Here is a 25,965-nt window from a genome sequence, read left to right as displayed (position 1 = left end):
GGGAACGGGAATGGATTGGAGCCGCGCCAAAAACGTACTGATCTGTACATTTTTGCTGCTCAATGTGGTATTGAGTTATCAACTGTGGCATGATGCGCAGGAAACGGCAGGGCCGAATCTGGATTTTACTTCATTGGATGAAAATACGCAGCGTTTAATGGAAGAGAAAAGCATTCAGGTGCTGGCTCCGATTCCCGGGGATACCCCGCAGCTGCCTAAACTTTCTTACACATACGTTCATAGTAGAGAAAAGGATGATCGTGTGCAGCTGGTGAAGCCGGTGGACAGCAAGCTGGTATTCACCCATGACGCGCTAGTTGAGGCATTGGAGCCACAAATCAAGGATATCGATAACTTTCAGTACGATCCGCTGGATGTTCAGGAGGAGTTGGCATCCGGACAAGCAGATGCTTTTGTACTTCATCCGCTGGTTCAGGGCAAATGGCCGCTATTTAATGTGAAGCTGGCCCTGTTTTACAGTAATCAGAAGATTACAGGGTATCGCAAAATTAAGGTCGATCTCCAGCCTTCGGATGAGGCAAAGAAAATGCTGCCTGCGTCCAAAGCACTGGCAAGGCTGATCGATGGCTATTTGCCGCGTGATACGATTGTGAAGGATATCCGGCTCGGTTATTACGGACAGACCTTTAACTCCGATAGCCAGGTGGCTGCCCCCGTGTGGCGGTTTATGCTGGACAACGGGAAAGGTGTGTATTATGTGCAGATGAACGGGGATGTCATTAGTCCAAAGACAGAACATACAGAAGGGTCTTGAACAGATATGGGGATTTCATTTACCGTGCTGTCGAGCGGTTCGACCGGCAACGCTACCGTTGTGCGGAACGAAGACACGACATTGCTCATCGACGCAGGTCTCAGCGCGAAGCGTATTGACGAATTGCTGAAAGAACGCGATCTGAGCGGAGAAGAGTTGGATGGTATTTTGGTCACGCATGAGCATTCCGATCATGTTAAAGGACTAGGCGCCATGGCGCGTAAATATAATTTACCTATATATGCTAACGAGAAGACATGGTTTGCCATCAGTAATGCTGTTGGGCAAATTGCAGAAGATAACCGCAGAATATTGGAGACAGGCGCAACGCGGGAATTTGAGTCATTACGCGTGGAGTCTTTTGGCATATCCCATGATGCGGCTGAGCCTGTAGGATATAGCTTTTATGATGGGGCGGAGAAGCTCAGTGTAGCAACCGATCTTGGCTATGTCAGCGACAAAGTGAAACAGGCGATATCAGACGCGGATGTATTGGTGCTGGAGTCTAATCATGATGTGGAAATGCTGCGTATGGGTCGTTATCCGTGGAACATCAAGCGCCGTATTCTCAGCGATATCGGTCACTTATCTAATGAGATGGCGGGCGCGATTCTTAGCGAGCTGCTGACAGGTCGTACGAAGCGAACGTATTTGGCACATTTGAGCCGCGACCACAATATGATGGAACTTGCGAAGTTGACTGTACGTGGGGCGATGGAAGACCGCGGCTGTTTTTACAAGGACAGTGAGTTTCGATTGTGTGATACGTACTATGATCGTCCTACACCTTGGGATAAGGTAAGTGAGCCATAAAGCTGTCCAGCTCGGCGGCTTTGCGTTCTACCTCTTCACGGGTCACTACGCCTTTGTCCACCAGTAGTTCAATCAATGTACTTAGCGCCAATGTATTGCGGTAATGCTCGTCTTTCAAATCCGCAAGCTTGGCAGCCATGCGAACTTCATCCATAGCCGAACGATGTGAATTCATCATATATTCCTCCTGTAAAAATATTTTAGAAATGGCGTGCAATGAGCTTGGTTCTGCCTGTGGTTTTGCTGGGTGCTGTGATACAATAAAGCTAACAACAGAAAGCTTTCTGAAGGAAGGCTCTCATCGAAAGTATAGGCAGTCTTTAAGCGGACGGGAACAGGCCAGAACGTCTCTATGAGACGATCATTTTGTAATAGAATAGAAGACTTGTTACTATTGTAGTCCATTGGTTTGGAAATCATTCCTCTTTTTTCCTCTATTCGGGGTCAGATTCGGCGTGTATGCTAATTTATGAGATTCGGTTGCTTAGGAAGGCATCATTTGTGGTGATTAATAAGTAGGCCGGAACGATTGGTTGCTGGATTCCGATGATAAGGGATATTCAATCCATTTGAGATGTTCAACGGAGCAGGTTCTCTGTAGCATAGGTTGGCGCAAGCCCGAATAGCCCTAATTTTTTAGTGAGTGTCGGTGCATGACAACGAAGGGGAGAGGATTAGCATGGGCTTGTTTGAGGACGATTTTTATTCAACAAAGGTATCCACACGTGCGGCTAAAAAAATGGCATTTAAGGCGCGCCGTGGAGGACGGGGACGTTGGCCACACAGGAAGCGTGGAGTAAGTCCGGTGCAAGCTGCTGTCATTAGCGGTGCAGTCAGTGCAGTGGTTGCTGTGCTTCTGTTCAGCTTTATTACAGGTCTGCCCTCCACTACAGCGGTAACCGGAGCCAGTCACTATCCCTTGCGGCAAGCAGCGGGTGATCCGTATGACCGGATTGTGCAGGCGGCAGCCAAGGTGCGCCCAGCCGTCGTCAGCATCGTGAATCTGAAAGAGGAAGATGGTAAAAGCACGGAACAATCCGCGCTTGGATCGGGTGTCATTTTCCGAGTGAGTTCGGGCAAAGCCTTCATTATGACAAATAACCATGTGGTCGAAGGATCGGATGATCTGGATATTGTAACGGTAGACGGTGTCAGAAAAGAGGCAAAGCTGATCGGCAAGGATCGCATTAGTGACATCGCAGTACTGGCAGTTGACGATAAAGGTATTAGCACGGTAGCGGATATCGGCGACTCCAGTAAACTTCGTCTGGGTGAAACGGTCATTGCTATTGGCAACCCGCTTGGCTTGGGAGACACGCTTACCTCCGGTATTGTGAGTTATACGAATCGCATCATTCCGATTTCCATTAACCAGGATGGCGTATATGACTGGGAGCAGCATGTCATCCAGACCGATGCGGCGATTAATGAGGGAAACAGCGGCGGCGCGCTGGTTGATCTCGACGGACGTGTGATTGGCATCAATACGATGAAAATCGCTGATACAGGTGTTGAGGGACTTGGCTTTGCCATTCCCGCCAATGAGGTGATGAAGACGGTGGATGAACTGGTTGAGGACGGCAAGATCACCCGCCCTTATCTGGGGGTATACACGGTCGATCTCAATAATGAATATGCACCGCTGGATGAAACTCAGCGCAAGGAGCTCAAGCTGCCGGACAGCGTGAAGAATGGAGCAGTCGTTCTGGAAGCCCACGGTCCTGCCAAAGAGGCTGGCTTGAAGCTGAACGATGTCATTACAGCGTTTGATAGCGAACCGATTAACTCTACGCTTGATTTGCGTCGCTACTTGTACGATAACAAGAAGATTGGCGATGAGCTGAAAGTTACTTTTTACCGGGCAGGCAAGGAAGAAACGGTGACGTTAAAATTAACAGATAAGCCGGAAGGCTAAGGTATGATTATAGGTTTAACTATAAAAAGGCGCTCTCCGGCTTATTCCCGGGAACGCCTTTTTTTGATCTTCTGCTGCGTCTTAGATTAAGATGTCGTTCCCGTCACACGGTTTCCGCTCTTGGTGATCTTGTATGTCACCACATCGCCACTCCAGAAGTGGAACTTCAGCGTGACTTCGCCATCTTTTACACTATTAAAAAATTCAGGTAACAGCTTGATACCGTTGGCATCATAGGCAGGGGCAAAGGTATTGCCAAACTCTTTATACGGTGTCCAATCCTGTGGACCGGCATTGCCACCATTCGTATAAACGGCTTCCATCGTGGCAAGCTGGCTACCACGGAAGTCCGTTGGAATGGTAAAGGCTTGTGTAGTCCCTTCGACAGCACTTAATTTTGGAGTATCATACACGACTACTTTGAAATTCCAGTCTGCCCCCTTGTTAAACTTAGCGGTAATGACGGCATTCTCCCCATATTTACCGGAAGTGGTCAGGCTGGTGAGTAAGCTGGCTTTGAAGGTTAATGTGTCTCCGCTCAGCGTATAGTCAGTGCCCTGTTTCAGTTGCTTGCTGCTCACACTGAGTGTTTTCAGCTGATTGCCGTTCAGGTTTAAAATGACCTTGGCGTCCTGAGCAGAGGTGCCTTTCTTCAAGTGAATGAGGTCACTGGCTGCATTAGAGGAACGCCCTTTTAGGCTGGACTTAATGACATTAAAGAGTTCAGGATCAGACCATTTGTACGTTGTGCGGTTAAAATGCTGGCCGTTATCCCAAAGTATGCCTGTTATTTTCTTCTCTTTCATATAATAGGTCAAAAACTCGAAGAATTTCAGCTTTTCGCCTTGTTCAATAACGCCTGTATTTTTATCGAAGCCGAGCAGACCGAATTCACCGACAATGACCGGAATACCTTTGGCTACAAAGGTGTTATAGACGTTATCAAAGGTTTGGATAATATCGTTTTTGGTATCTGTATCAAAAGTAGTATGGCCGGCAATATTTACACTGAAAGGCCAGAAGCCATAATAGTGGACGGTTGCAATCAGGTTGGGATCGTTCAGCTTGGTTATCGTATTGTACAGCTCGTTGATTTTGGCCTGAGTAGGTGCGGTATCCAAGCCAGGCAGAACAAGGGGACGAGTGGCATTTTTACCGCCAGAGGCGCGGACAATTTTGTGGAAGGATACATTCAGTTCTTGGAGCATCTGATTCATTTTCGTTTCATCCGTAGTCCCCCCTTCGGAGAAACGGGGTTCGTTAATGCTTTCGAACATCAGCTTGTTAGGCTGATCTTTAAAGCGCTGGGCAATTTGTGTCCATAATGCGTTATAGCGAGCCAGCACCTCATCATGTTTGGGCTCCATACTGCTTACCCACGTCCATGAATCATGATGCACATTGATCATGACGTACAGATTGGCATCCAGCGCCCAACGAACAACCTCTTCCACACGGTTCATGTAGGCAGACTCAACGGTATAGTTCGGTGCTGCTCCAATGTGTTTATCCCAGGTGACCGGGATGCGTATGCTTTTGTATCCCTGGGCAGCAATTTGCTGGATCAACGCCTGGGTAATACGCGGATTGCCCCAGGCTGTCTCATCCGCCCCGACAGCATCCAGAGAATTCCCTAAATTCCATCCAGGCTGCATGGCTTCCACATACGATTGCATGCTGCTCGCAGCCGCAACTTGCGGTGCTTGTCCGTCAGATTCGGCAGCAGCGGCAACGGATGCGAATGTAGATAACAACAGGGTAATGGCAAGCGTCAACGACAGCAATGAAACGGGTCTTCGTTTTAACATAACAGGCCCCTTTACAAAGTTATTTTTGAAAGCGCTTTCTAATAAAACACTACCATATTATTTGAATATGGAATACCTGTATAATTCATGTAAAAATCATGTGTTTATTAGATATTTTAAATTTGTAAGCGTTATTATTGAAAAAATATAGAAATGAGTGTAGAATCTATGGCCCTACCAATTCCTCAATTACAAAAGAAAGAAGGAGATGAATATGAATAAGTGGGACACGGAAGAGGCCATTCGACGCTGGGATATGCATGCAGAAAACTTTACCGCCAAGTACACGGAGGAAGGGGATCGGTCTCGCGAAGTCCTGCTGAATCCGGCATTGCAAGCTTGTATGGAACCCCTTGAGGGCAAAAAAGTGCTGGATGCCGGCTGTGGCGAAGGCTATCTAAGCCGGAAAATGGCCAGGGCGGGTGCTTGGGTAGAGGCTGTCGATTACTCGACAGAGATGCTGAGGCTAGCCAAAGAGCGAACGCCGTCAGCGTTGGGAATTACATATCACCACGGCAATCTGGAAAAGCTGGAGATGTTCGGGGACCAGAGCTTTGATCTGATTGTGTCCAATATGGTCATTCAGGACTTGGCTCATTATGAGCGGGCGATTGCCGAAATGCGGCGGTTATTAGTTCCGGGAGGTAACTTTATTTTTTCTATTCTGCATCCGTGCTTTCTGACGCCGCAGAGTGGATGGGTGAAGGATGAGACAGGGAAAAAGCTGTATTGGAAAGTGGATCAATATTTCAACGAAGGCCCACTGGAGCAAGCGATCCCTTATGATCAGGAAGAAAAGTTTTTGTACTTTCACCGTACGCTGGGCAGCTATGTACAGACCATTGTTGAGGCGGGTTTGCTGTTGGAAGGGATGATCGAACCCAAGCCGTCTGCCGAAATGTTGGAGAAATATCCCCATTTTCACGAGGACCTGAATGTCAGTAATTTTCTCATTTTTAAGACCAAACGTCAGGGATAGTGGGCAAGCCCTTTCCTTTCCGCGTCAAGTGTGGTAGAACAAAAGAAGGCAGTTTTGACACACCAACAACACGGAGAGCTTCAAACGGAAAGGGATGCAACTGGAATGTACGTGGTATGTAAAGAGCATGTGGAACTGGCAATTGATATGTTCGTCGATGAATACGAGGATGCACCGGATGTCGTCGATCTCAAGGAAACGAAATTTTCGGATTGGGACCCTCCAGTGAAGTGCAAGGAATGTGAGAAGAAAGCCGAGTTTTTGGTCGTCTAAAAAACAAGCACGGGCGTTTCGGGCAGAAACGTCCTTTTTGTATATTAGAATTTATTGCAAAAATACCCCATACATAGAGCTATATTTATTCCCACCACGTGCTGAGACAGGAGTGAACGATAGATGGACCCTTTGCTGCATTCACTATTTCGTCCGCTTCAAGTCAATGGAAGTGATCTGTCCACGTATTATATCGAACAAAAGCCGTCTGCTGCGCTGAAAGCTTACGTGGCCTGTTATTGGGAGTCCGGTCCGGCTAATAGGGTAGTAGAAGAGAATCTAGCAGCTTCGTGCGAAGACACTGCTTCGTTAAGCCTGCCAGAGGAAGAAACCATGGAGCGGGTATTACCTGACGGCTGTACGGATATTCTATTAGAATACGACTCGGTGAGTAAGCGTCAGGAACTCTCATACTGCGGGACATTTACGAATCCGTTCGTGTCTACCAGACAAGCAGGGTCCGAGACACGTATTTTTGCCGTTCGATTTTTTCCGGGCGGGGCACATTATTTTCACGGGATGCCGACTCACTTGTTTACAGGCGGTAATTATCGCTTGGAAGATCTCTGGCCCGAAAGCATCGCCGTCATAGGTGAGCGTATTTTGGAAGCACAGAATTTCAATGAACGGGTGCACATAATGGATGAGTATCTTAACCAGCTTCTGCTGCGCCAATACACGAACGATTGTGACCTAATGAAAAACCTGCTGCATAGCATCTTTGTGAGCGGTGGGAGTGTGGGGGTTAAGGAGCTTGCGGAGCGTGAGGCGATCAGTGAAAGGCAGATCAATCGTAAGTTTGGACAATGGATCGGAATCAGCCCCAAAAAGTTCAGTGAAGTCGTCCGCTTCCAGAGCGTTCTGCACAGTATCAAAGGCGGCGGGGGTCTGGATTGGACGGAGATGGCATTGAAGCATAGCTTTTTCGATCAGGCGCATTTAATCCGCGATTTTCGCAGGTTTTATGGAGATTCTCCGCTTACCGCGGCTAAGGATTTACGGAAGTTGTCCGATTTTTACAATACACGCCCAGAGGCTTCGGCTATACTCAAAATATGAATAAGAATGGCAAAGGAGAGATGAGAATATGAGTGGAACGCTGCAAGTTCGTGATCATCTGCTAAATGAGCTGGAGACTGGAGTACGGACGGGGGAAGCCTTGATCCGTAAAATACGTCCAGAGGATTGGGACTTTCGTCCGCAAGAAAATTTCCGCTCACTACTAGAGTTAGTACATCACTTTGTGCTTATTCCTGCTTCGGATCTTGCGATAATGCAGGAGAAGTCTGAGAGTGAAGTGGGAAGCATTGAAACCAGCCTGTCCGGGGTGGAAGATCCCGAGCGCTTGGCTACAACTTTCAGACAGAATTTTGAGGCTTATAAGGCTTACATTCTTTCGCTTAGCGAGGAAGATTATCTGAATCGTTCGACGAAAGCTTTCTATATGGAGCATGGACATTTGCAGGTTCAATGGCAGATTGAGACCGTGACCCATGTGTTCCATCACCGTTCGCAGATTTATAATTATCTGAAGCAACTGGGGCATGAAGTGAACTTTTTTATGTTGTACGCTTGAGTATTTTTGTGAAGATTTATGGAGGGCACCTGTGCGGTGCTCTTTTTTGGTTTTATTCAAGGCTTTTTTAGGGTGGTATGGCTTACTCGAACGCGCGTGAAACTTCTTTACTAACGCGTCTGAGAATGCTGATTTGCTCCTCATTCAATCTGCTGGTCAACGCAACAAATTCATCTACCGCCTCTTGCCGAATCGTTTCGTCTTTAGCCATATGTTCTTTGGAAAACATTAATTCACTGATAGTCACGTTTAAGGCGGTTAACACTTTCTCCAAGGTATCAATCGAAAAGTTTCTTTCGCCACGCTCTACCGATCCGATATATGCATCATCTAATCCTGAAAGTTCCGCAAGTTGTTGCTGTGTTAGTCCCTTAGCCTTCCGAATCGTTCTAATTCTTTCTCCAACCGAATTCCGTAATTTTGTCATATTAACCACCTCATAACAAGCTTATGGAAGATGAAGTGTAAAAGTCAGGTAGAAAAGAATTATTCAATTCTTTTTTGTTGTAACTCAACTAAAGCAACAATATTTTTTGTTATAGTAGTAAGAATTTCGAGCTCTGTTGTTTCTCTTGAATTTATGAGTAACATAAGTTCATTTATGATCTGTTTTCGATCCGTATTTTCATCGAATTGAAAAAGTTCAAAGGCTGGAACGTTTAATGCTAGAATTATTTTTTCCAACGTCTCCAATGAAATATTTCGATCTCCACGTTCTACTCCACCAATGTAACTGTAATGAAGTTCTGCTGCTTCTGCCAGTTGTTCCTGTGTCCATCCTTTAGCTTTTCTTAGCTCCCGTATTCGGTTTCCGACACTTTCTGGTAAACTCATGTAATCACCTCCACTTAAGGTTAGAAGAGGAGAGAATATCGTTACAGACCATCTTATGCAAAATAAACACATATAAAACTGTACTTTTAAGTACTATTTATATTGACCTCCTTTTTCACTTTCTATACAATTGGTTATGAATGGAAATATAAGGAGGGGCTACTCTTGAGAACTTCTATCCTGAAATCACTCAAACCGGACATCATTGTTGAAATGTTAGAGATGGCTGGGGCTTTTGAAAATTGGAAAAAGGTAATGGAGACGGCGGATATTTTGTACCAATGTGTACAGCGCATCTACGAAGAACGGCAGTATCATAAAGCAATGAAATTACCCATTCCGCATGTCAATTTAGAACGTCCGTTGGTATATTATTTTGGGCTCAGTCACCTGATGTGTGGAATGGCTCACCAGAACCAGGGTGCATATGAGCAGGCAAGGGAGTGCATCTATAAGTATGCTGAGCTGGGGTGGATGGAGGATCTAAAGAAAGAAGATAATCAGGTTGTCGAGGAGTTCAGGTTTTTAGCCAAAACTAATTTATATGCAGTAGAAATTTTGTCTGGAAATATAGAGCTGATCGAGGAATACGTAGCCTTTTTGCAGGATAATCTAGAGGAAATATTACCGGGGCTAAATACCATATTACAGGCAGCGCTTATGTATCATTTGGATGTGGCAAATATTTTACATACGTTTGCAGAGCAGATTGATGAATTCGAGAGTTATGAAGACGCAGAGAATGTATCTTACTATTATAGCTACTGCTATCATTTGGCTTTATACTATCGGAAGTACGATAGATTACAGGATGCAGTGGGGCTTAATTTACAGGCGATGCAACTAGCTGACCAGTCGGGTAACGATGATCAATTTAAGAAATGTACAGCATTATTTGAGTCCCTGCGCGAGTCAGCGACTGCGGAACAAATCAGCGAATATCGGCAGCTACTAATGCAGTGTCTTGATGAATACGAAACGGATAGGCATTTCATTGTGAAGAGCGTAAATGAATGATCCGTTATCATCTGAACAGGGAATAGGCTGGTAGTGGAGAGGAAATAGATAGGTAAGAGACGTTTCAGGTGCTAAAATAACTATGTTAAAGGTATCTTTCATGTTTGGGATCGTAAATGCGATTTTACATTATCATTCGACATAGATAGGGGTACGAAATTTGTTTATTCAACTTATAGGTGTGGGAAAGTTAAAAGAGAAGTATTTGGTCATGGGCATTCAGGAATACGCTAAACGGCTGGGCCCGTACATTAAGTTTCAAATGATCGAAGTAACCGATGAAAAGGCTCCTGATACACTGAGCGAGGCGGAGGTTCGACAGGTCAAGGAGCGAGAGGGAGAGCGCATCCTTGCTCATGTGAAAAGCGAAGCACACGTCATTGTACTCGCCATCGACGGCAAACTGTGGAGCTCGGAAGAACTCGCAGAGGAATTGGACAAGCTCGGCACCTACGGCACAAGCCATGTTGTCTTCGTCATTGGCGGCAGTCACGGCCTTTCTGACGAAGTCCTCCGCCGTGCCCAGCAGAAGCTGAGCTTCGGAAGGATGACCTTGCCACATCAGCTGATGAGGTTGGTGCTGGTGGAACAGATTTATCGGGCGGTGAAGATTAATCGAGGGGAACCGTATCACAAGTAGGGCGAAATTTACTCTACTCTATTTAGACTTTATCAATGATACATATGGAGGGATGACCTTGAGATACAGCGAGTACATTCGCCTGAAAACAGGTAGATACCAATCTGTAGGGTATGAATAATATAAAATGAGGCGAGTCCTGCGGATGCGGGGCTTTTTGGTGTGAGTGAAGAAGAAGATTGGTCAGCGACTTATCACATATTAGGGAATAAGTGGGCGTGTTATACTTGACATTAACTTTGCTTAACATAGTACCGGAAGAGGTGGAAACATGTAAGTCTTAGCCGCAGAATACAATATTCGAATTATCCCAATAAGATATAACGCAGCCTGCTATACGTCCGATATGGCCGGTTGCCGGGATACGTATAGCATCGCTTGTGTTTACGATAAGGAGATTAACGGCGATGAACTTAACATGGGACTTGGAGAGTCTGTATTCCTCATTCCAGTCGGAGAAATATCAAAAGGATTATAAACATGCAGCAGAGCTTGCAGATGAACTTGGTGCGAGGGCAAAGCTTCATTTACACACTCAAGAGAAGGCTGCGATTCTAACGGAAGATTTTCTTAGGCAATATAATGCATTCAGGAGCGTGTATCTGTGCTTATTCAGCTATGCAGAACTGGTATTCAGCATTGACAACGGGAATACAGAAGCTGCAAATCAGATGGATGTATTGGAAGAAATGGCCGCGGGTTCCGAAGAAGCTCTAGCAAGTTTCAGCAAATGGCTGGCAAGCATGAGTGAGGAAGAGCTTGATACTATTATTGGATCGGGTGAGTATGTGGGTCGGCATGCTTTTTATTTGCGTCAGCTGCAGCAGCAGTCAAGGTATTTGCTCAGTGAAGAAGCTGAGGCGGTCATTGCCCGGATGCAGCTTACCGGCGCCAAAGCGTGGGAGAGGCTGTACATGAAGATACAGTCTACCTTGCGTGTAGAGGTGGAGATGAAAGGGGCAGCGCATCAGCTGTCTTTGACGGAGCTGCGCAATCTGGTGTACGACCATGATTCTCAGGTTAGGCAGGCTGCATATGAAGCGGAAGCCAAGGCTTGCCGCAGTGTTGCCGAACAGAGTGCAGCTTGTCTTAATGCGGTGTGTGGAGAGGCGATAGGAATCTATGAGCTAAGAGGGTACAAATCGCCGCTGCATAAAGTACTGGAGACCTCACGTATGGATCAGGAGACGCTGGAAGCAATGCTGCAAGCGATTAAGGAGAGCCTGCCTGCCTTTCATCAGTATTATCTTCACAAAGCAAAGCTTCTGGGCCACGCAGGACCGCTCCCTTTCCATGATATCTTTGCTCCGGTTGGCGAGGATTCTTCCGTCAAAATTAGCTACCCGGAGGCACAAGAGCTTATTGTTGCCGGGTTTAACTCGTTCAGTACAAAACTGGGTGCGTTCGCCCGCAAGGTGTTCATCTCCAGATGGATCGATGCGGAGTCACGGGCAGGAAAAGGGAACTTTGGCATGTGCATTGATATCGCACCAATCCAAGAGAGCCGGATTATAACCAGCTTCACCGGGAGCTATATGGATGTTGGTGTACTGGCGCATGAGATTGGTCATGCCTACCATAGCAGCTGTCTTGCCGGAAAGACTATGGTCAATATAGATTATCCGATTCCGATTGCCGAGACGGCGTCGATCTTTTGTGAGGGTCTGATTAATCAAGAGTTACTGCTGAGTGCATCGGAAGGAGAAGTCTTGCCGATCCTGGAGCGGAGCCTCTCGGATGCCGGTTATTATATCGTTGATTTCTATGCCCGTTATCTGTTTGAAAGCCAGCTTTATGAGCATAGGAAATCAGGCTCGCTAACGGTGGAAGAACTGAACAGCCTGATGCAGGATGCCATGTCTGCGGCCTATGGAAGCAGTATTGACCCCGATTCTATTCATTCCTACCAGTGGGTTAGCAAGGCTGGTTATTATATGACAGGCAATGAGTTTCTGAATTTCCCGTATTCGTTCGGGCTGTTGTTCTCTAAAGGGCTATTCGCGCAGTATAAGAAACGTGAAGGCGGATTCGCCGAGCAATTTCAAGCCTTCCTGGCCGCCAGCAGCACCACCATGGTTGCAGATGCCGGGCAGTTAATGGGTATCGATGTGCGTTCACCAGAGTTCTGGAGAGATGCGCTGGCCTTGATTGGGGAAGATATTCAGCGCTTCGTTGGGCGTTCTGAAAAATAATAACAACAGGAAATGACAAGCATTTAGTAAACCTGCACATGCACAATGTCATTAAGATTAACTCAAAGACAGAGCTGGAATAAGAATGGAATACAATACACTGTTAAAAGCAGTGAAATCTTATATAATTGAATGGTACATTGGTAAGCTCTCTAAGTTGGGGAGCTTTTCTTTTTGTCTTTAGATGACAGGGTGAGAGCTTTATAATAGTAATTACAGATGATAATGGGGGGAGACTCATGAATAAACGGCAAGATATTTTAAATGCTTGGATTACGATCGAGCAGTTATCCGAAGGTTCTATTAATAAAAAAGACAAATCGCTAAAGCTCATACATACAATGGAAGAGGATTGGAATCAGTTTTTTTCAGACTTTTTAATGAAGCAAAAAAAACAACAAGATGTATCAGATAAGTTCTTTAAGAAATCGGGCTTAGTATTATATTTCAATATTTTTGATTTTCAAGAAATTGTTGAACTATTGAGGGGGAAATACAAGATTGCTAAAACCTACGAGGAAGTTAGTAAATCTTACAAATTCACCTTCTCTATCTATTTTGATAACGAATTGAATTTTCTAGCAGACAAATTGTTTTATACAATGAGCGGTTATATCCGCCAACATGGTGAATTACCGAAAGATTTTTTGAAAGTTGAAAACGTATTTAGAGAAGATTTGAACAGCAAATTTGAAGAAGGTTTTCATACCACCATCTCTGAGCTTTTTCATAAATATCATGTTTCCGTAGAAAATTTCCGCTATGCATTTGTGAAAAACCTGGATAACGGAGATGTAAATCTACATTCGTTCTTTATTGAAGATCTGAACAAAGCAAAGACAATCACTAATAAAAATTTGGATCGATATTTTAATGACTTTTCGGGACATAGGCACAATCTGGATGGCAATAAAGAGTCCGTTCATTATAACCCCCGAATTTTCGAGAAAACTATTTTACAACCTAAGTTCTATCCGCTCGGGCGGTTCCCAAGTAATCCTGGTTTCGCGCTTTCATTTATGCAGCAGGTTGCGGTGAATCTAGCTTTAAATGATAAAAATGATATTCGTAGTGTCAATGGCCCGCCAGGAACAGGGAAAACAACACTGTTAAAAGATATTTTTGCTGATTTAGTTGTACAACAGGCAGCGGAAATTGTGCAGCTTTCTGATAAAAGGATTAAAGGGAGTCTGGTTTATTGTAAAGATTTTAAGCCCGGTGTTTTACCACATTCCATTTCAGATAAAAACATTGTTGTTGCAAGTTCAAACAATGGGGCGGTCCAAAATATTGTTAAGGAGTTACCAAAGAAAGAAACGATTGCGGGCGATTTTCAAAGGCTACTAGATGAAGCAGATTATTTTAAAGAGGTTTCCAATTCTAAATTAACCAGTGAAGGTTTTGGACAGAATCGCGAGATTAAAAGTGAGCTTTTACATGAGGAAAATTGGGGTGTGTTCTCGTTAGAGGGCGGCGCGTCAACAAACATGAACAAGTTACTTTTAACCATTAAAGCAATCGAAAAAGATTTAGAGGATCATGATCAAGCAAATACATGTGAAAGTGTATATCAAGAATTCTCCCGTCTGTATGCTGAATTAAAAATCGAAAGAGATAAAATGCAAGACTATAGCGAGAAAATGTATGCTCTTCGAAAATTAAAAACCAAGCATAAAGAGGAAGTGTTTGCATTTGAACAAGAAGAAAAAAAGAAACGAACAGATTTAATCTCACAGGAAGAAGAAGCGAGACGTGAACTAGAAAGACTGGGACAAGAAATTGAAAATCTCCAAGAGGATTGGTCAGATGCTTCTGTTGAGATAGAAAACCTAATTGATTTACAAGCTCAAGCTAAAAGGAATTATGACGTAGTTACTTCTCAAAAGCCAAGTTTTTTGTGGCTTCAGAAAATATTTAAAAAGGAAAAAGTTGAGCAGTACTCCAAAGATCTGAATAATGCGAATGATCATTTAAATGATCTATCGAAACAAAAAACGAAATGGTTAAATGACCGTAGGCGACTCGAAAATAGGTTAAGGGAAAATGTTGCGAAAAGTGAGTATGTCCAAAAACAAACTCAGGACACAAGAGCTAACTTCGATCAATGGATGATCAAACAACAAAATGGTTTTAAAAAAGTGGAACGAGAAATTGTATTGTTAGAAAAACTCAAGTATCAAAGTGGCATTAAGGAACCAGATTTTTCACAATCGTATGATGAGCTGCAAAAGTCTAATCCATGGTTTACAGTGAAATTCCGTAAATTACAATCAGAGCTATTTATTTCAGCTTTAAAAGTTAGAAAGCAATTCCTGTATGAAAACAGAAGCAATTTAAAAGCCGCGATAAATATTTGGAATAATCAGTCTGAATACTTGGGAAAAGAGAATGGACAGCAGCTAATTTCAGAATCATGGAATTGGTTGAATTTCACGATCCCCGTTGTCAGCACTACTTTTGCTAGTTTTGGTCGAATGTTTAAAAATCTTAATGAAGATTCAATAGGTAATCTGTTTATAGACGAGGCGGGTCAAGCACTGCCACAAGCTAGTGTGGGTGCCATTTTTAGAAGTAAAAAGGTTATGGTCGTTGGGGATCCATCACAAATAAAACCCGTAATGACGCTAGGTTCAAATGTTTTAACCTTAATTGGAAGACACTATGAAGTCGATGAGAAATTTGTTTCTGCTGATGCGTCTACTCAAACCATTGTGGATGCCACAAGTCAGTATGGTTTCCAAAAAAATGAGGATGAATGGATTGGCATACCCCTTTGGGTACACAGACGCTCGAACTATCCGATGTTTACGATTTCAAATGAAATTTCGTATGAGGGGTTGATGGTACAAGGTAAATCAGCAGATGAGGCACAAGGGAAATCACAATGGTATGATTCAACCGGTAAAGCAAATGATAAATTTGTTAAGGAACAAGCTGACTTATTGAAAAGAATGATTGATAAACGTTTGCAGGAAGATCCGGATTTAGCGGATGAAATCTATGTTATCACCCCATTTAGAAATGTGGCTTATAAACTTGCACAAGTTTTAGATGGAATTAACTTCACGAAACGAGAAAATGGGAAAACAACGAATATTGGAACTGTTCATACTTTTCAAGGGAAAGAGGCCAAAATTGTCTACTTTGTTCTTGGAGCGGACTCTGATAGCAGTGGGGCAGCAAGATGGGCTGTCTCTGATCCCAATATGATGAATGTTGCAGCGACGCGAGCTAAAGAAGAATTTTATGTGATCGGCGATAAGAAATTGTATGCCTCGCTCGGTAGTGAAGTGGCAAATAAAACGATGTCAATTATTGACGACTATAACAATAATGAGGTCGGGAATGATGGTTAGGCGAAGTTCTCCAAGTTGGAGGGCTTTTCTTTTCGCCTTCGAGATGATACCCAGAACCGTACCACAAGTAGGGCGAAACTTGAAATTGCGAAATTTATCAGGACTATAAAAAGCGGCAGTCTTTGGTTTTTTTGTTGACTGCCGTCTTTCTTTTACATTACTAATGCAGATTTAAATGGTGTAGATTCGTTGCCTGTAAAGACTGCATTCGAGATGATTCTCCGAAATCACTCAACATAAATGTTACTCGTTGCTTTTATCTTCTATCTATGAAAAAAGACCCTCACTCAAAACCAACTCCTACCCACTCTCCCGATTTCTATGCTTTAATAAAATGAGCAGTATTAACAAGAAGCGTTGAAAGTGGGATTCTATGAAGCGACTAACGATTGGCCTGTTCGCCCATGTGGACGCAGGCAAGACAACTTTTGCGGAACAGCTGCTGTACCATACGAACAGTATCCGGTCGCGGGGGCGGGTGGATCATCAGGATGCGTTTCTAGATAGCCACGACATCGAGCGGGCAAGGGGCATTACGGTGTTCGCAGATCAGGCGGTAATAGAATATAAAGGAGACAGTTATTATTTAATAGACACGCCCGGACACCTCGATTTCTCCCCGGAGATGGAGCGGGCGATTCAGGTCATTGATTATGCCATCCTGATTGTAAGCGCAGTTGAAGGTGTTCAGGGCCATACTGAGACGGTCTGGCAGCTGCTGCGCAAGCATCGGATTCCGACGTTCTTCTTTATCAACAAGACGGATCGGATCGGCGCGGATGCAGGCAGAACCGAGGCGGATATCCGTCAGCAGTTGACGGGGGAAGTATGCTGCATTACACAGAGCTTCGCTGACGGCATAGTCGGCGAGCCGCTGCGGGAGGCCATGGCGGAGCGGGACGAAGCTTTGCTAGAAGCATTCCTGGAGGGAAGAGAGGATTGCGGCTTCTGGCTGGAGGCTTTGCAGAGGATGATAGCGGCGGGTCTTCTCTTCCCCTGTGCTTACGGCTCTGCGCTTCAGGATACAGGCGTCATTGAATTTCTGGATCAGCTGCATCTGTTGACGACAACCACTTATGACGAGAATGCTTCGTTCCAGGGGCGGGTTTATAAAATTCGGCACGACGCAGGCGGAGCGAGACTCACGTTCATTAAGGCGCTGGGTGGTCGGCTGAAGGTGAGAGAACAGCTTAGTTACGAGAGCGGCGGGGTTCAATATGACGAAAAAGTTACGCGGCTCTTCTTGTTTAACGGCCTTAAATCGCAGCCGGTGGAACAAGTGGAAGCTGGCGATTTGTTTGCGGTTGCCGGCTTGTCCGCCGCCGGGGCTGGACAAGGCCTGGGGTCGATATCGGACAAGTTAGCTTACGAGTCGGAACCGACGTTACAATCGAAGGTATTATTCGACAATTCGATACATGTACAGAAGGTGCTCGGTGCTTTTCGCACGCTGGAGGCGGAGGAGCCGTCTCTGAACGTCGTTTGGGATGAGAAATTGCAGGAGATTTCTATCCGCGTCATGGGATTGATTCAACTGGAAGTGCTGGAGCAGCTTGTTAGAGAGCGGTTTGGCTTTTCTATCTCTTTTGGACAACCGGAAATCTTGTATAAGGAAACGATTCAATCGGCTGTGAAAGGGTACGGCCACTTCGAACCGCTCAGGCATTATGCGGAAGTGCATTTGCTGATTGAACCGGGAGCAAGGGGCAACGGCATCATGTTCGATAGCAGATGTCATGCCGATGATCTGAATGTCAGCTATCAGAATCTGATTCGGAATCACCTCTATGAACGGGAGCATCACGGACTGCTGACCGGCATGCCGGTCACCGACGTGAACATTACGCTGCTGAGGGGCCGCGCGCACAAAGAACATACTCATGGCGGCGATTTTCGTGAGGCTGCCTTTCGAGCACTACGGCAGGGTCTGGAGAAGGCGGACAACGTGCTGCTGGAGCCCTTTTACGATTTTAAAATCAAGGTCGCTATCGATGAAATGGGCAGGGTGCTGTCCGATATTCAGCGTGCTTCGGGTATTTTTAATCCACCGCAGACAACCGGAACGCAAGCGGTGGTCACGGGCAGGGTGCCCGTGTCGACTTTCATGAACTACAGTACCGAATTTGCATCCTTTACGCATGGACGAGGCAGTATCCGCTGCGTGTTCAGTGGCTACGACCGCTGCCATAATACGGAGGAAGTCATAGAGCGGATGGGCTACCGCAAAGGGGCGGACCCACTGTATACATCCTCCTCCATCTTTTGCGCCAAGGGGGCGGGTTACTCGGTGCCATGGGATGAGGCGGAAGCCAAGATGCACCTTGAATTAGAACCTTAATCGCCCATATTTCCAGGATTCAGGTGAAAAGTAGGTAGATCTAGTACGAACAATTTTTATAATGGAAATAAGATATATTTATAGGGCTAAGGAGCGAATGTCATGAAACCGACGCAAGGAATAGAGGCGCTGGCGGCGGAAATTGCCGATGTGGCTAGGACGTCCTTTCGTACTCTTTTTGAAAATGGCGAACGTTACTATTACTGCACGCTATTCACTTCTGGAGAGGGACATGCGCCAAGCATCTCCGCCTGGTCATGGGAGGCCTTGGAGAGGGAAGCGGCCAGGCAAGGAGAAGAAAGTGACACGCCGGGGTCAACGATTGCGGAACTCATCAAATGGTCCTATGCCGATTCACCCTACTGTTGTTTCAGGGATGAGAACTTCGATGATGTTAAACAATTGTTTATGGAGCGTCCTTCCATTGCGGAGCTTGAAGCTGACGAATGGAAGCGTGAATTTGATTCGAGGCTGAAGGCCATGGAGCTGGCGATGAAAATGCTCGATGATGAAGGCGTGTTTGCCTTGAATCAACCGCGAGAGTCTGTATGCGTCCTTGTCGAGGTCATGCCGCCGGATGAGATCAATACCGACATCGCCCTACGTTTGAATCGGGTGGAGTCTCCGGCTATGCAAGCATGGCTGGCAGAAGCGGCGGAGTAAGGGCATTCGCGTTTCTTGAGGGAGAGTTGTAAAATACCTAATCATCAAGCGGTTTTTGGCGTGCGTATGTCCCATTCGCACAAGCACGCAGCCCGCCCCTGGCGTAAACTGAATTATAATCAGTGAGCGAGGTGAACTTCCATGGCACAATCGAAAGAGATGCGTGCACGGGCTAAGAAGTTTCAGGGCCGTCCGGTCTGTGTCACCCTGCACAGCGGAGAGACTTACGTCGGCTACATCACCGACGCTAATTATGGCGGATTAGTACTTGCAAGCGCCGGAGTCCCCCCACGCGCTTCTTCCGGGAAGCAAGACTCCCGATCTATCAAACGCAGAGCTGGTGCGCATGCCCCGGGCGTCCGTCTCGGCAACCGGAAAAGCGGCGCACGTAAGCCGTCTGGCCGTTCGCGCTCCCGCAAGCCGGACGCCAAGGTGTCGGCATTCCTGCCGATGATGGGCTCGCTGTTAGGCGGCCTTGGCGGCTCCACTGCGGGCGCAGGAGGGCTTGGCGGTATGCTCGGCGGCGGCTTGCGGCTGTTCGGCATGATCCAGAAATTTGTCCCGGTCGTGAAGATGGGCTACGGTATGATCAAGTCCATTCGTCCATTTCTCGGCGCCGTTAAAGGCTTGATGCCCCCGGCCAGTCCAGCCACGCCGGATAACGAATAATCGTATCCCTGTGGACTTTAAGTCCCCTTTGAGTGGTCAAAGGGGGCTAGCTCACACCATCACTTTCTAACAAGAATAAAAATGATCACGGTCTTTGTCATCAAATTTGCCAAGTGTCCGTATCCTAACAAATTCGTGTTGGCCCCCATATGGATTCCATTCATATGGATTTTTTGTATGGTACTCTAAGGTGGTTCAGTGGTGACCTTAAGAGAAGCTACAATGAAAGATTACTTAAAGATACATATCATTTTAAAGAGGTACGACCCATAGAAAAAATAATAAAATTGCTGGATAAGCAAACAAAGGAAACCTGGCTATGGTCAACAGGAGGGTTCAAATATGTGGTTTGGCAAGAAAGAAACGCAACTGGATCGAATAAAAAACAAACTGAGTCAAGCTATGCGCAAAGACGCGGATTTCTCAGTGTTTGGATCATCCTCACATCAATATAGGGTTAAAGAGAAGCTTACAGTAAAAGAGCTGGCGGACTGGCAAGCCCATAATCAGGTCACACTTCCTGAGCCTTACGCGCAATTTTTAACGAAAATCGGCAACGGTGGCGCTGGCCCCTACTATGGAATTTATTCAATTGAAAAGGCAACTTCCTACACCGAGCGCCAGGCACTCCTTGCAAAATCCGTTCTGCATCCCGGGATGACCAAAGAAGAATGGAACCATCTAATTGAGCCCCTGACCAAGGACGAGGACATTCTCGATGAGGAATACGACGACACCTGTAATAAGGTGTTGGGCGGCATGTTGTGCATAGGCACCCAAGGCTGCGAATACGACATGTATCTCGTACTTGAGGGGAAATATAGGGGGAGAATTGTGTACACCTCCGATTTTCATCCCGATCATCCTTTTTTCTTTGTCTATGAAGACAGCTTTCTGGACTGGTACGAGCGTTGGCTGGATGAAATTATTCTGGATTATGATATCGGGTGGTTTGGCAGTCGAATGCCGGGTGATGAGAATGCGCTGATCCAGATTTATCAGAGCGCTCCAAACGAAGAAATCCAAGCAAAAGCGCTTGATGGAATATTCAAGTTTAAGAAAGTCTCTCAGCCAACCCTTGCTTTTTTGAAAAATATTGCGGAGCAAAGCCCAAAAAATCGGACCACAGCCATTTGGCTCATCTGCAAAACTTCTTTTGACGCGGGTAGAAAATATCTTCTGGAGCTGTTGCAATCGGATGGGCATGAGGGTTTTCTGCAAGCTTTACAGATTCTGCATGCTTCCAGTAAAACTGTGAATTTAACAGAGTTTATTCCAGTGATCTTGCAAAGGCTTGACAGGATTCACGACCCGGAAACGTTGCGTTATGCAGGGTATATCTTGGAGGATTATGGTGCGATTACTCTCCAGAACTTTGCGCCTTTCTTGTGTCACGCCGACCCGAAAATGCAGACCACTGCCATCTATGCCGCGCGCAGTTGCGAAAACAAGCTGGGAAGCTGGGAGATCATTGAACAGATGTTGATGGGGGGCGGCCCAGAGGTTCTGAATAACTCGATTTTATACTGGGGTATTATTCCTCATGAGGGGTTGTTGCCTTACTATAAGGAGGTATGGCCGCAATACAAAAGCAATCCGAATTTCAGAGAAAAATTTATCGGTTGTTTGCGAGAACTGCATTTGCCAGAGGATTATTTCGACAAAGACGAGTGGTGAAGAAGGTGTACATAGAGTATCCATAAAGTGTAAACCAATAAGGTTTAGAGTATCACCCTCAGATGATCGGCACCTGCGAGCTCACCTTCGATTTAATTTTGACGTGGCGGAGCCTGAACATTCCGAAATCGGATTTACGAGGAAGCCAATTAAAATGCAAAAAAGCTACTGACATCCCGTTGTCAGTAGCTTTTTTGTACATTAGGAGTATGCGAATAGCGCAGTGTTTGGAGATGGGGCGACCTTTCTCAAAATCTTATCATAGAGGTGGAATTTATTTATGAGCAATATCAATTGGGAAGTGGATCCGGACCACAGTTCCGTCGAGTTTTCGGTGACGCATTTAATGATTAGTAGAATTAAAGGAGTATTCGAGCATTTCCAAGCGATCTTGAGTTTTGACCCCAACGATTTAACAACCATGGGTATTCAGGCTTCCATAGATGCAAATAGTATCACAACGCGCCAATCGCAACGAGATGAGCACTTGAAGAGCGACGACTTCCTTCATGCAGCCAAGTATCCAACCATTACGTTTCAAAGCACCAGCTGCGTCCTTGCTGGCGAAAGGCAATATGAACTTACGGGCAATCTAACTCTGCATGGAGTAACAAAACCCATTACTTTTCATACCGTTTTTGAAGGACTAAACAAAGACCCTCGCGGCCGGGAACGTGTAGGATTTCATTCAACAGCCAGTATCGAACGCAATGAATTTGGCTTGACATTCAACTCGCATCTGGAAAAAGGCGGGATTGTTGTCGGGAATGAAGTGAGAATCGAGCTTTATATCGAGGCAATTAGAATAGAGTAGCGATCCTCAAGGCCATCCTTTTAGCGGGGTGGTCTTTAAACTTGCCGTTACAGGTAGGGTGGTGAACCGTATCACAAATAAGGGCGAAAATGTTGAAGCAAAATTGTACAGCAACGAACCAAGACTAAGAGCTTACTAATAAGAAAGTGGACTAAATGCTATTGCTTCGATAGAATATCATTCTATATTGTTGTATTCAGGATTTTATTAAGGGGGATTGGAGAGGTAATCATGGGAAATACGGATAAGTTTGAAATGATAGCGAATATATATGACACTTCGGAAAGAATTCAAATTGCAAAGGCATCATCTGATGCCATTCGTGAATATGTAGTTGACGCTAATAGTAAGAATGCTATTGATTTTGGGTGTGGAACGGGCCTTGTCGGAATGAACTTGTTAAACGATTTTAATTCTATGCTTTTTCTGGATACTTCACAAAGCATGATTAATCAAATAAAGCAAAAAATTACTGATCTTCATATTCAGAATGCAGATACATTATGCTTTGACTTTGAAAAGGAAGGTCTATCGGATCTTCATGCTGACTATATTTTTATGGCTCAGGTTCTACTCCATATTCATGATGTTGAATTCGTTTTATCAAGGCTATTTGATGTTCTAAATGAAGGAGGACATTTACTAATCGTAGATTTTAATAAAAATGAAAAAGTAGTTTCAGATATAATTCATAACGGATTTAATCAAGAAGAGCTGACTGACATTATGACTAAAATAGGATATAGAGATATTCAGTCCAAAACTTTTTTTAACGGAGGTAAAATATTCATGGGACAAGATGCATCTATGTTTATTCTTGATTCTCAAAAATAAAACTTTTAGGCAGAAATCAGCTCTCCTTACCGGAAGCCATGCTTTGTGTCTTCTCATGCATCGCAGAGGGATTGGATCAAAAGCCGCTTGACTCTGCAAAGACGATTACCATTACTATGCGATATTTAAAAAATGGCGAAGAACCAGTTGTTTTTTCCTCATTAGGTTTGCAGACCGCTTTCGCCTTGTGTCATATGACATTATGGCACTGGCCGATTTGACATCAAGAGCCGTAGGATACGACTACTACTTGTAAAGGATGTGGGCTCTTTGATGACAAGAACCGTCGTCAGCTTTATTCAAAATGGCTATTTCCTACTGCTTACTTTCGCTACCGGATTGTTTTACTTTTGCTTTTATCTGGTCGCTCTTACATTAGGTTTGAGTCTTTCGTTTACCGTCGCGGGTGTTCCTCTGATTACTCGCATTTTGCGAACTACATACGCCTTCCTGCAATTTGAACGCATACAGACCAAGATCTATTCGGATATTACCACAGAGCTTTACGTTAAACCAATAAACACCGATGCCTCTATCTGGCTTCAAGCAAGGAAGGAGCTGCTAAATCGGCGCAACTGGATCGCTATCGGCTGGCTGATGCTGAAGCTCCCGGTGGGGATTTTAAGCCTCATTAGTGCAGCCTTGCTTTATATAACTCCACTCGCGATGATTGCGACCCCGCTCCTCTTTTCGCTATTTAATTATTATTTTATGGGTGTACTTATAGATACTGTAATAAAATCCGTACTGGTTTCGGCCTCAGGAGTCGTATTCACTATGGTGAGCTACAGGCTTGCGAACAGCTTGACACGCATGCTAGGGGGCTACACCCGTCTTATGATCAAGAGTGTGAACCGGTAGCCGGAATGTCCCGGTCTGGATTTAAAAGTATTGTTGGATGATGGTCTGCTCTATAATAGTTACGTAATGTCATACTGATAGTTCTTAGGGGTTGATGGTTTTGTTCGATATGGTAAAGCAGTGGTTCTGGTACGACTGGTTCATGCTTATGATCCGCCTGATTTGCAGTACTTCTCTCCTGCTCACTATCATAGAGCGGCAAGCTCATTTCACGCTGCCGCTTTGGGTTCTTGTGTTTTGGCAGCTTATTGCTTTTTCCGTTCCTTGGCTGTGCTTGCAGCTCGATTATAGATACTACCTGCTTACCGAGATTGTGATCCCGGGCGGGCTGTGCTTGTATTTAGCTTCGTTTTTTCCGGAAGCCTACCTCACATTCCTGTTGTATCCATTTTTAATTGCCGCTAACAGCAAACAAAGAACATATCTTTGGTCAGGTCCTTTATCGGTATTGCTCCTACCCGCTATAATTAAGCTGCTTGTAGAGCAGACTGATTTTTGGGTTATGACCATTCAATTCGGGACGGCTTATGCATTCGGATTTTCCTTCCATTTATTGATGGTCAATCATCGTCAAAGCGAAATTATACGCGAGCAAAATGCGGTGCTGGAGCAGTACTTGTCCCAAATCGAGCGCATCACGCTGGCCGAAGAACGAAATCGGCTCTCCAAAGAGCTTCATGATACTGTCGGTCATGCCTACACTTCCCTCATTATGGGATTGGAAACCTTGCGCCCTGAGCTAGAGACGGATACAGGAACGAAACGGCTCGATTCCCTATTGAACCTGGCCCGGAAGAATATGGATGAAGTGAGAGGCTATGTGCATCAAATCGAATCGCCGCATGAAGAACTCCCACTGCTTCAGTCTTTGCGGAAGCTGGCAGAGGAGTTTCAGGAGCATGCTAAGGTGTCGGTTCGTTTCCAGGCCTTCGGAGAGGAATACCCTGTAACGAAGCAAGCAAAGATAGCGCTGTATCGCTGCTTGCAAGAATCATTGACGAATGCCGTGCGTCATGGACACTCGACGGAGATTACGGTTTTGGTACAATTCGAGCCTCAGCAGACGAGGCTGGAAATTCAAGATAACGGCCGTGGGATGGAACATGGACGGGATGGCTTCGGCTTGAACGCCATGAAAGAGCGAGCGATGAATCTGCAAGGGCATGTTGGCGTCTATACCCAACCGGGCGAAGGCACCCTCGTTACCTGCACCCTGCCACGACAAACGGAGCTTAAGGATGATGTCATCCGTCTGTTGGTCGTCGATGACCAGCCTTTTATCCGTGAAAGTCTGCGGACTCTTCTCGAGGAGCAGCAAGATTTGCAAGTCGTAGGGGTGGCAGAAGATGGCGAGCAAGCCATCGAACTGTGCAGGCAGGTTCAGCCTCAGCTGGTGCTCATGGATTTGGACATGCCGAACCTGGACGGAATCTCCGCATCCCGTACCATAAAACAAACGTGGCCCCACATCCGCATCTTGATTCTCACCACGTTCGAAGATACTGGACAGGCTCTGGAAGCGCTGCGAAGCGGAGCGGACGGATACTTATTGAAGTCGATGAAGCCGGTAGAGCTCGCCGAAACAATACGCACGGTCTATCGCGGAGGCACGCTGATCGATCAGGAGATGTCGCACAAATTGTTTGCACAGCTGGAAGCAGACAAGAGTGGGGAAGATCCGTCGACAACCAAAGTGGCCGCGACCTATGACTTAACTCCACGGGAGCTTGAAATTTTACAGTCCGTGTCGAAAGGACTGCGGTATAAAACCATTGCCTCCAAATTGTATTTATCTGATGGTACGGTTAGAAACTATGCGTCATCGGTCTATCTGAAGCTGGGGGTTCGCAACCGGGAGGAAGCGGTGCAAAAAGCCCGGGAGGCAGGGCTTCTGGAATAACCTTACGGCTCGATACGGATTTCCGTTGGAT

General features: G+C 45.5%; 23 protein-coding genes. 19 read left to right on the top strand and 4 right to left on the bottom strand.

What is annotated here, in order from left to right:
• Nucleotides 1–10 precede the first annotated feature (10 nt).
• Together yycI and T3H97_RS26125 are read left to right on the top strand one after the other, a co-directional pair.
• A complete protein-coding gene (gene yycI, locus T3H97_RS26130) occupies nt 11–775 on the top strand; it encodes a two-component system regulatory protein YycI (protein ID WP_025723162.1) in 765 nt (254 codons plus the stop codon).
• Between the two features lie 6 nt (nt 776–781).
• Entirely contained in the window at nt 782–1,588 is an 807-nt protein-coding gene (locus T3H97_RS26125) for an MBL fold metallo-hydrolase (RefSeq protein ID WP_025723163.1), read from the top strand.
• On the opposite strand, the gene T3H97_RS26120 is transcribed toward T3H97_RS26125, so the two are convergent.
• Nucleotides 1,557–1,763, bottom strand: a complete 207-nt coding sequence (locus tag T3H97_RS26120; RefSeq protein WP_025723164.1) for a hypothetical protein — start codon at nt 1,761–1,763, stop codon at nt 1,557–1,559. The genes T3H97_RS26125 and T3H97_RS26120 overlap by 32 nt on opposite strands.
• 504 nt (nt 1,764–2,267) lie before the next feature.
• Here T3H97_RS26120 and T3H97_RS26115 point away from each other — a divergent pair.
• The gene (locus T3H97_RS26115; protein WP_328801361.1) at nt 2,268–3,503 is read left to right on the top strand and encodes a S1C family serine protease; all 1,236 of its coding nucleotides are present in this window, start codon (nt 2,268–2,270) and stop codon (nt 3,501–3,503) included.
• Nucleotides 3,504–3,589: 86 nt separating this feature from the next.
• Here T3H97_RS26115 and T3H97_RS26110 read toward each other — a convergent pair whose 3' ends face one another.
• Nucleotides 3,590–5,311 carry a cellulase family glycosylhydrolase gene (locus T3H97_RS26110; protein WP_328801360.1) on the bottom strand — a complete coding sequence of 574 codons (1,722 nt, stop codon included), beginning with the start codon at nt 5,309–5,311 and terminating at the stop codon, nt 3,590–3,592.
• Between the two features lie 214 nt (nt 5,312–5,525).
• Here T3H97_RS26110 and T3H97_RS26105 point away from each other — a divergent pair, with 214 nt between their 5' ends.
• From T3H97_RS26105 to T3H97_RS26090, 4 genes are all read left to right on the top strand, one after another.
• Complete coding sequence (locus tag T3H97_RS26105) at nt 5,526–6,290, top strand: class I SAM-dependent methyltransferase (RefSeq protein ID WP_328801359.1); 765 nt, start codon at nt 5,526–5,528, stop codon at nt 6,288–6,290.
• A 105-nt stretch (nt 6,291–6,395) separates the two neighbouring features.
• Entirely contained in the window at nt 6,396–6,563 is a 168-nt protein-coding gene (locus T3H97_RS26100; RefSeq protein WP_013373879.1) for a CxxH/CxxC protein, read from the top strand.
• 123 nt (nt 6,564–6,686) lie between these two features.
• Nucleotides 6,687–7,622 carry an AraC family transcriptional regulator gene (locus T3H97_RS26095; protein WP_328801358.1) on the top strand — a complete coding sequence of 312 codons (936 nt, stop codon included), beginning with the start codon at nt 6,687–6,689 and terminating at the stop codon, nt 7,620–7,622.
• Between the two features lie 28 nt (nt 7,623–7,650).
• Nucleotides 7,651–8,139, top strand: coding sequence for a DinB family protein (locus tag T3H97_RS26090; protein ID WP_328801357.1), 489 nt, complete (start codon nt 7,651–7,653; stop codon nt 8,137–8,139).
• Between the two features lie 82 nt (nt 8,140–8,221).
• Here T3H97_RS26090 and T3H97_RS26085 read toward each other — a convergent pair whose 3' ends face one another.
• Both T3H97_RS26085 and T3H97_RS26080 read right to left on the bottom strand, forming a co-directional pair.
• A complete protein-coding gene (locus tag T3H97_RS26085; protein WP_328801356.1) occupies nt 8,222–8,566 on the bottom strand; it encodes a helix-turn-helix domain-containing protein in 345 nt (114 codons plus the stop codon).
• A gap of 59 nt (nt 8,567–8,625) precedes the next feature.
• The gene (locus T3H97_RS26080; protein ID WP_328801355.1) at nt 8,626–8,973 is read right to left on the bottom strand and encodes a helix-turn-helix domain-containing protein; all 348 of its coding nucleotides are present in this window, start codon (nt 8,971–8,973) and stop codon (nt 8,626–8,628) included.
• A 165-nt stretch (nt 8,974–9,138) separates the two neighbouring features.
• Here T3H97_RS26080 and T3H97_RS26075 point away from each other — a divergent pair, with 165 nt between their 5' ends.
• The 12 genes from T3H97_RS26075 to T3H97_RS26020 all read left to right on the top strand — a co-directional run bounded on the left by T3H97_RS26075 (nt 9,139) and on the right by T3H97_RS26020 (nt 25,934).
• The gene (locus T3H97_RS26075; protein ID WP_328801354.1) at nt 9,139–9,990 is read left to right on the top strand and encodes a DNA-binding protein; all 852 of its coding nucleotides are present in this window, start codon (nt 9,139–9,141) and stop codon (nt 9,988–9,990) included.
• 160 nt (nt 9,991–10,150) lie between these two features.
• Nucleotides 10,151–10,630 (top strand): 23S rRNA (pseudouridine(1915)-N(3))-methyltransferase RlmH, encoded by a 480-nt coding sequence (gene rlmH / locus T3H97_RS26070; protein ID WP_328801353.1) that lies wholly within the window; start codon nt 10,151–10,153, stop codon nt 10,628–10,630.
• A gap of 407 nt (nt 10,631–11,037) precedes the next feature.
• Complete coding sequence (locus tag T3H97_RS26065; protein WP_328801352.1) at nt 11,038–12,822, top strand: M3 family oligoendopeptidase; 1,785 nt, start codon at nt 11,038–11,040, stop codon at nt 12,820–12,822.
• Between the two features lie 239 nt (nt 12,823–13,061).
• Nucleotides 13,062–16,178, top strand: coding sequence for a DEAD/DEAH box helicase (locus T3H97_RS26060; RefSeq protein WP_328801351.1), 3,117 nt, complete (start codon nt 13,062–13,064; stop codon nt 16,176–16,178).
• A gap of 373 nt (nt 16,179–16,551) precedes the next feature.
• Nucleotides 16,552–18,516, top strand: a complete 1,965-nt coding sequence (locus tag T3H97_RS26055; RefSeq protein ID WP_328801350.1) for a translation factor GTPase family protein — start codon at nt 16,552–16,554, stop codon at nt 18,514–18,516.
• Between the two features lie 102 nt (nt 18,517–18,618).
• Entirely contained in the window at nt 18,619–19,179 is a 561-nt protein-coding gene (locus tag T3H97_RS26050) for a DUF4303 domain-containing protein (protein WP_328801349.1), read from the top strand.
• A gap of 141 nt (nt 19,180–19,320) precedes the next feature.
• Nucleotides 19,321–19,848 carry a hypothetical protein gene (locus T3H97_RS26045; RefSeq protein ID WP_328801348.1) on the top strand — a complete coding sequence of 176 codons (528 nt, stop codon included), beginning with the start codon at nt 19,321–19,323 and terminating at the stop codon, nt 19,846–19,848.
• Nucleotides 19,849–20,190: 342 nt separating this feature from the next.
• Nucleotides 20,191–21,525: an SMI1/KNR4 family protein gene (locus tag T3H97_RS26040; protein WP_328801347.1), complete on the top strand. Its 1,335-nt coding sequence runs from the start codon at nt 20,191–20,193 to the stop codon at nt 21,523–21,525.
• A 280-nt stretch (nt 21,526–21,805) separates the two neighbouring features.
• Nucleotides 21,806–22,339: a YceI family protein gene (locus T3H97_RS26035; protein WP_328801346.1), complete on the top strand. Its 534-nt coding sequence runs from the start codon at nt 21,806–21,808 to the stop codon at nt 22,337–22,339.
• Nucleotides 22,340–22,570: 231 nt separating this feature from the next.
• Nucleotides 22,571–23,173 (top strand): class I SAM-dependent methyltransferase, encoded by a 603-nt coding sequence (locus tag T3H97_RS26030; protein ID WP_328801345.1) that lies wholly within the window; start codon nt 22,571–22,573, stop codon nt 23,171–23,173.
• 273 nt (nt 23,174–23,446) lie between these two features.
• Nucleotides 23,447–24,034 (top strand): sensor domain-containing protein, encoded by a 588-nt coding sequence (locus tag T3H97_RS26025; RefSeq protein ID WP_328802885.1) that lies wholly within the window; start codon nt 23,447–23,449, stop codon nt 24,032–24,034.
• 100 nt (nt 24,035–24,134) lie between these two features.
• Complete coding sequence (locus T3H97_RS26020; RefSeq protein WP_328801344.1) at nt 24,135–25,934, top strand: hybrid sensor histidine kinase/response regulator transcription factor; 1,800 nt, start codon at nt 24,135–24,137, stop codon at nt 25,932–25,934.
• Nucleotides 25,935–25,965 lie beyond the last annotated feature (31 nt).

Source organism: Paenibacillus sp. LX16, assembly GCF_036252815.1.
Classification (GTDB): domain Bacteria; phylum Bacillota; class Bacilli; order Paenibacillales; family Paenibacillaceae; genus Paenibacillus; species Paenibacillus polymyxa_B.
The sequence above is the reverse complement of the archived record's forward strand: the minus strand, read 5'-3'. Positions and strand labels throughout refer to the sequence as shown.

Bases quoted from the DNA above. Each gene is read 5' to 3' on its own strand.
- yycI (WP_025723162.1), top strand. From the start codon at position 11: ATGGATTGGAGCCGCGCCAAAAACGTACTGATCTGTACATTTTTGCTG.
- T3H97_RS26125 (WP_025723163.1), top strand. From the start codon at position 782: ATGGGGATTTCATTTACCGTGCTGTCGAGCGGTTCGACCGGCAACGCT.
- T3H97_RS26120 (WP_025723164.1), bottom strand. From the start codon at position 1,763: ATGAATTCACATCGTTCGGCTATGGATGAAGTTCGCATGGCTGCCAAG.
- T3H97_RS26115 (WP_328801361.1), top strand. From the start codon at position 2,268: ATGGGCTTGTTTGAGGACGATTTTTATTCAACAAAGGTATCCACACGT.
- T3H97_RS26110 (WP_328801360.1), bottom strand. From the start codon at position 5,311: ATGTTAAAACGAAGACCCGTTTCATTGCTGTCGTTGACGCTTGCCATT.
- T3H97_RS26105 (WP_328801359.1), top strand. From the start codon at position 5,526: ATGAATAAGTGGGACACGGAAGAGGCCATTCGACGCTGGGATATGCAT.
- T3H97_RS26100 (WP_013373879.1), top strand. From the start codon at position 6,396: ATGTACGTGGTATGTAAAGAGCATGTGGAACTGGCAATTGATATGTTC.
- T3H97_RS26095 (WP_328801358.1), top strand. From the start codon at position 6,687: ATGGACCCTTTGCTGCATTCACTATTTCGTCCGCTTCAAGTCAATGGA.
- T3H97_RS26090 (WP_328801357.1), top strand. From the start codon at position 7,651: ATGAGTGGAACGCTGCAAGTTCGTGATCATCTGCTAAATGAGCTGGAG.
- T3H97_RS26085 (WP_328801356.1), bottom strand. From the start codon at position 8,566: ATGACAAAATTACGGAATTCGGTTGGAGAAAGAATTAGAACGATTCGG.
- T3H97_RS26080 (WP_328801355.1), bottom strand. From the start codon at position 8,973: ATGAGTTTACCAGAAAGTGTCGGAAACCGAATACGGGAGCTAAGAAAA.
- T3H97_RS26065 (WP_328801352.1), top strand. From the start codon at position 11,038: ATGAACTTAACATGGGACTTGGAGAGTCTGTATTCCTCATTCCAGTCG.
- T3H97_RS26060 (WP_328801351.1), top strand. From the start codon at position 13,062: ATGAATAAACGGCAAGATATTTTAAATGCTTGGATTACGATCGAGCAG.
- T3H97_RS26055 (WP_328801350.1), top strand. From the start codon at position 16,552: ATGAAGCGACTAACGATTGGCCTGTTCGCCCATGTGGACGCAGGCAAG.
- T3H97_RS26050 (WP_328801349.1), top strand. From the start codon at position 18,619: ATGAAACCGACGCAAGGAATAGAGGCGCTGGCGGCGGAAATTGCCGAT.
- T3H97_RS26045 (WP_328801348.1), top strand. From the start codon at position 19,321: ATGGCACAATCGAAAGAGATGCGTGCACGGGCTAAGAAGTTTCAGGGC.
- T3H97_RS26040 (WP_328801347.1), top strand. From the start codon at position 20,191: ATGTGGTTTGGCAAGAAAGAAACGCAACTGGATCGAATAAAAAACAAA.
- T3H97_RS26035 (WP_328801346.1), top strand. From the start codon at position 21,806: ATGAGCAATATCAATTGGGAAGTGGATCCGGACCACAGTTCCGTCGAG.
- T3H97_RS26030 (WP_328801345.1), top strand. From the start codon at position 22,571: ATGGGAAATACGGATAAGTTTGAAATGATAGCGAATATATATGACACT.
- T3H97_RS26025 (WP_328802885.1), top strand. From the start codon at position 23,447: ATGACAAGAACCGTCGTCAGCTTTATTCAAAATGGCTATTTCCTACTG.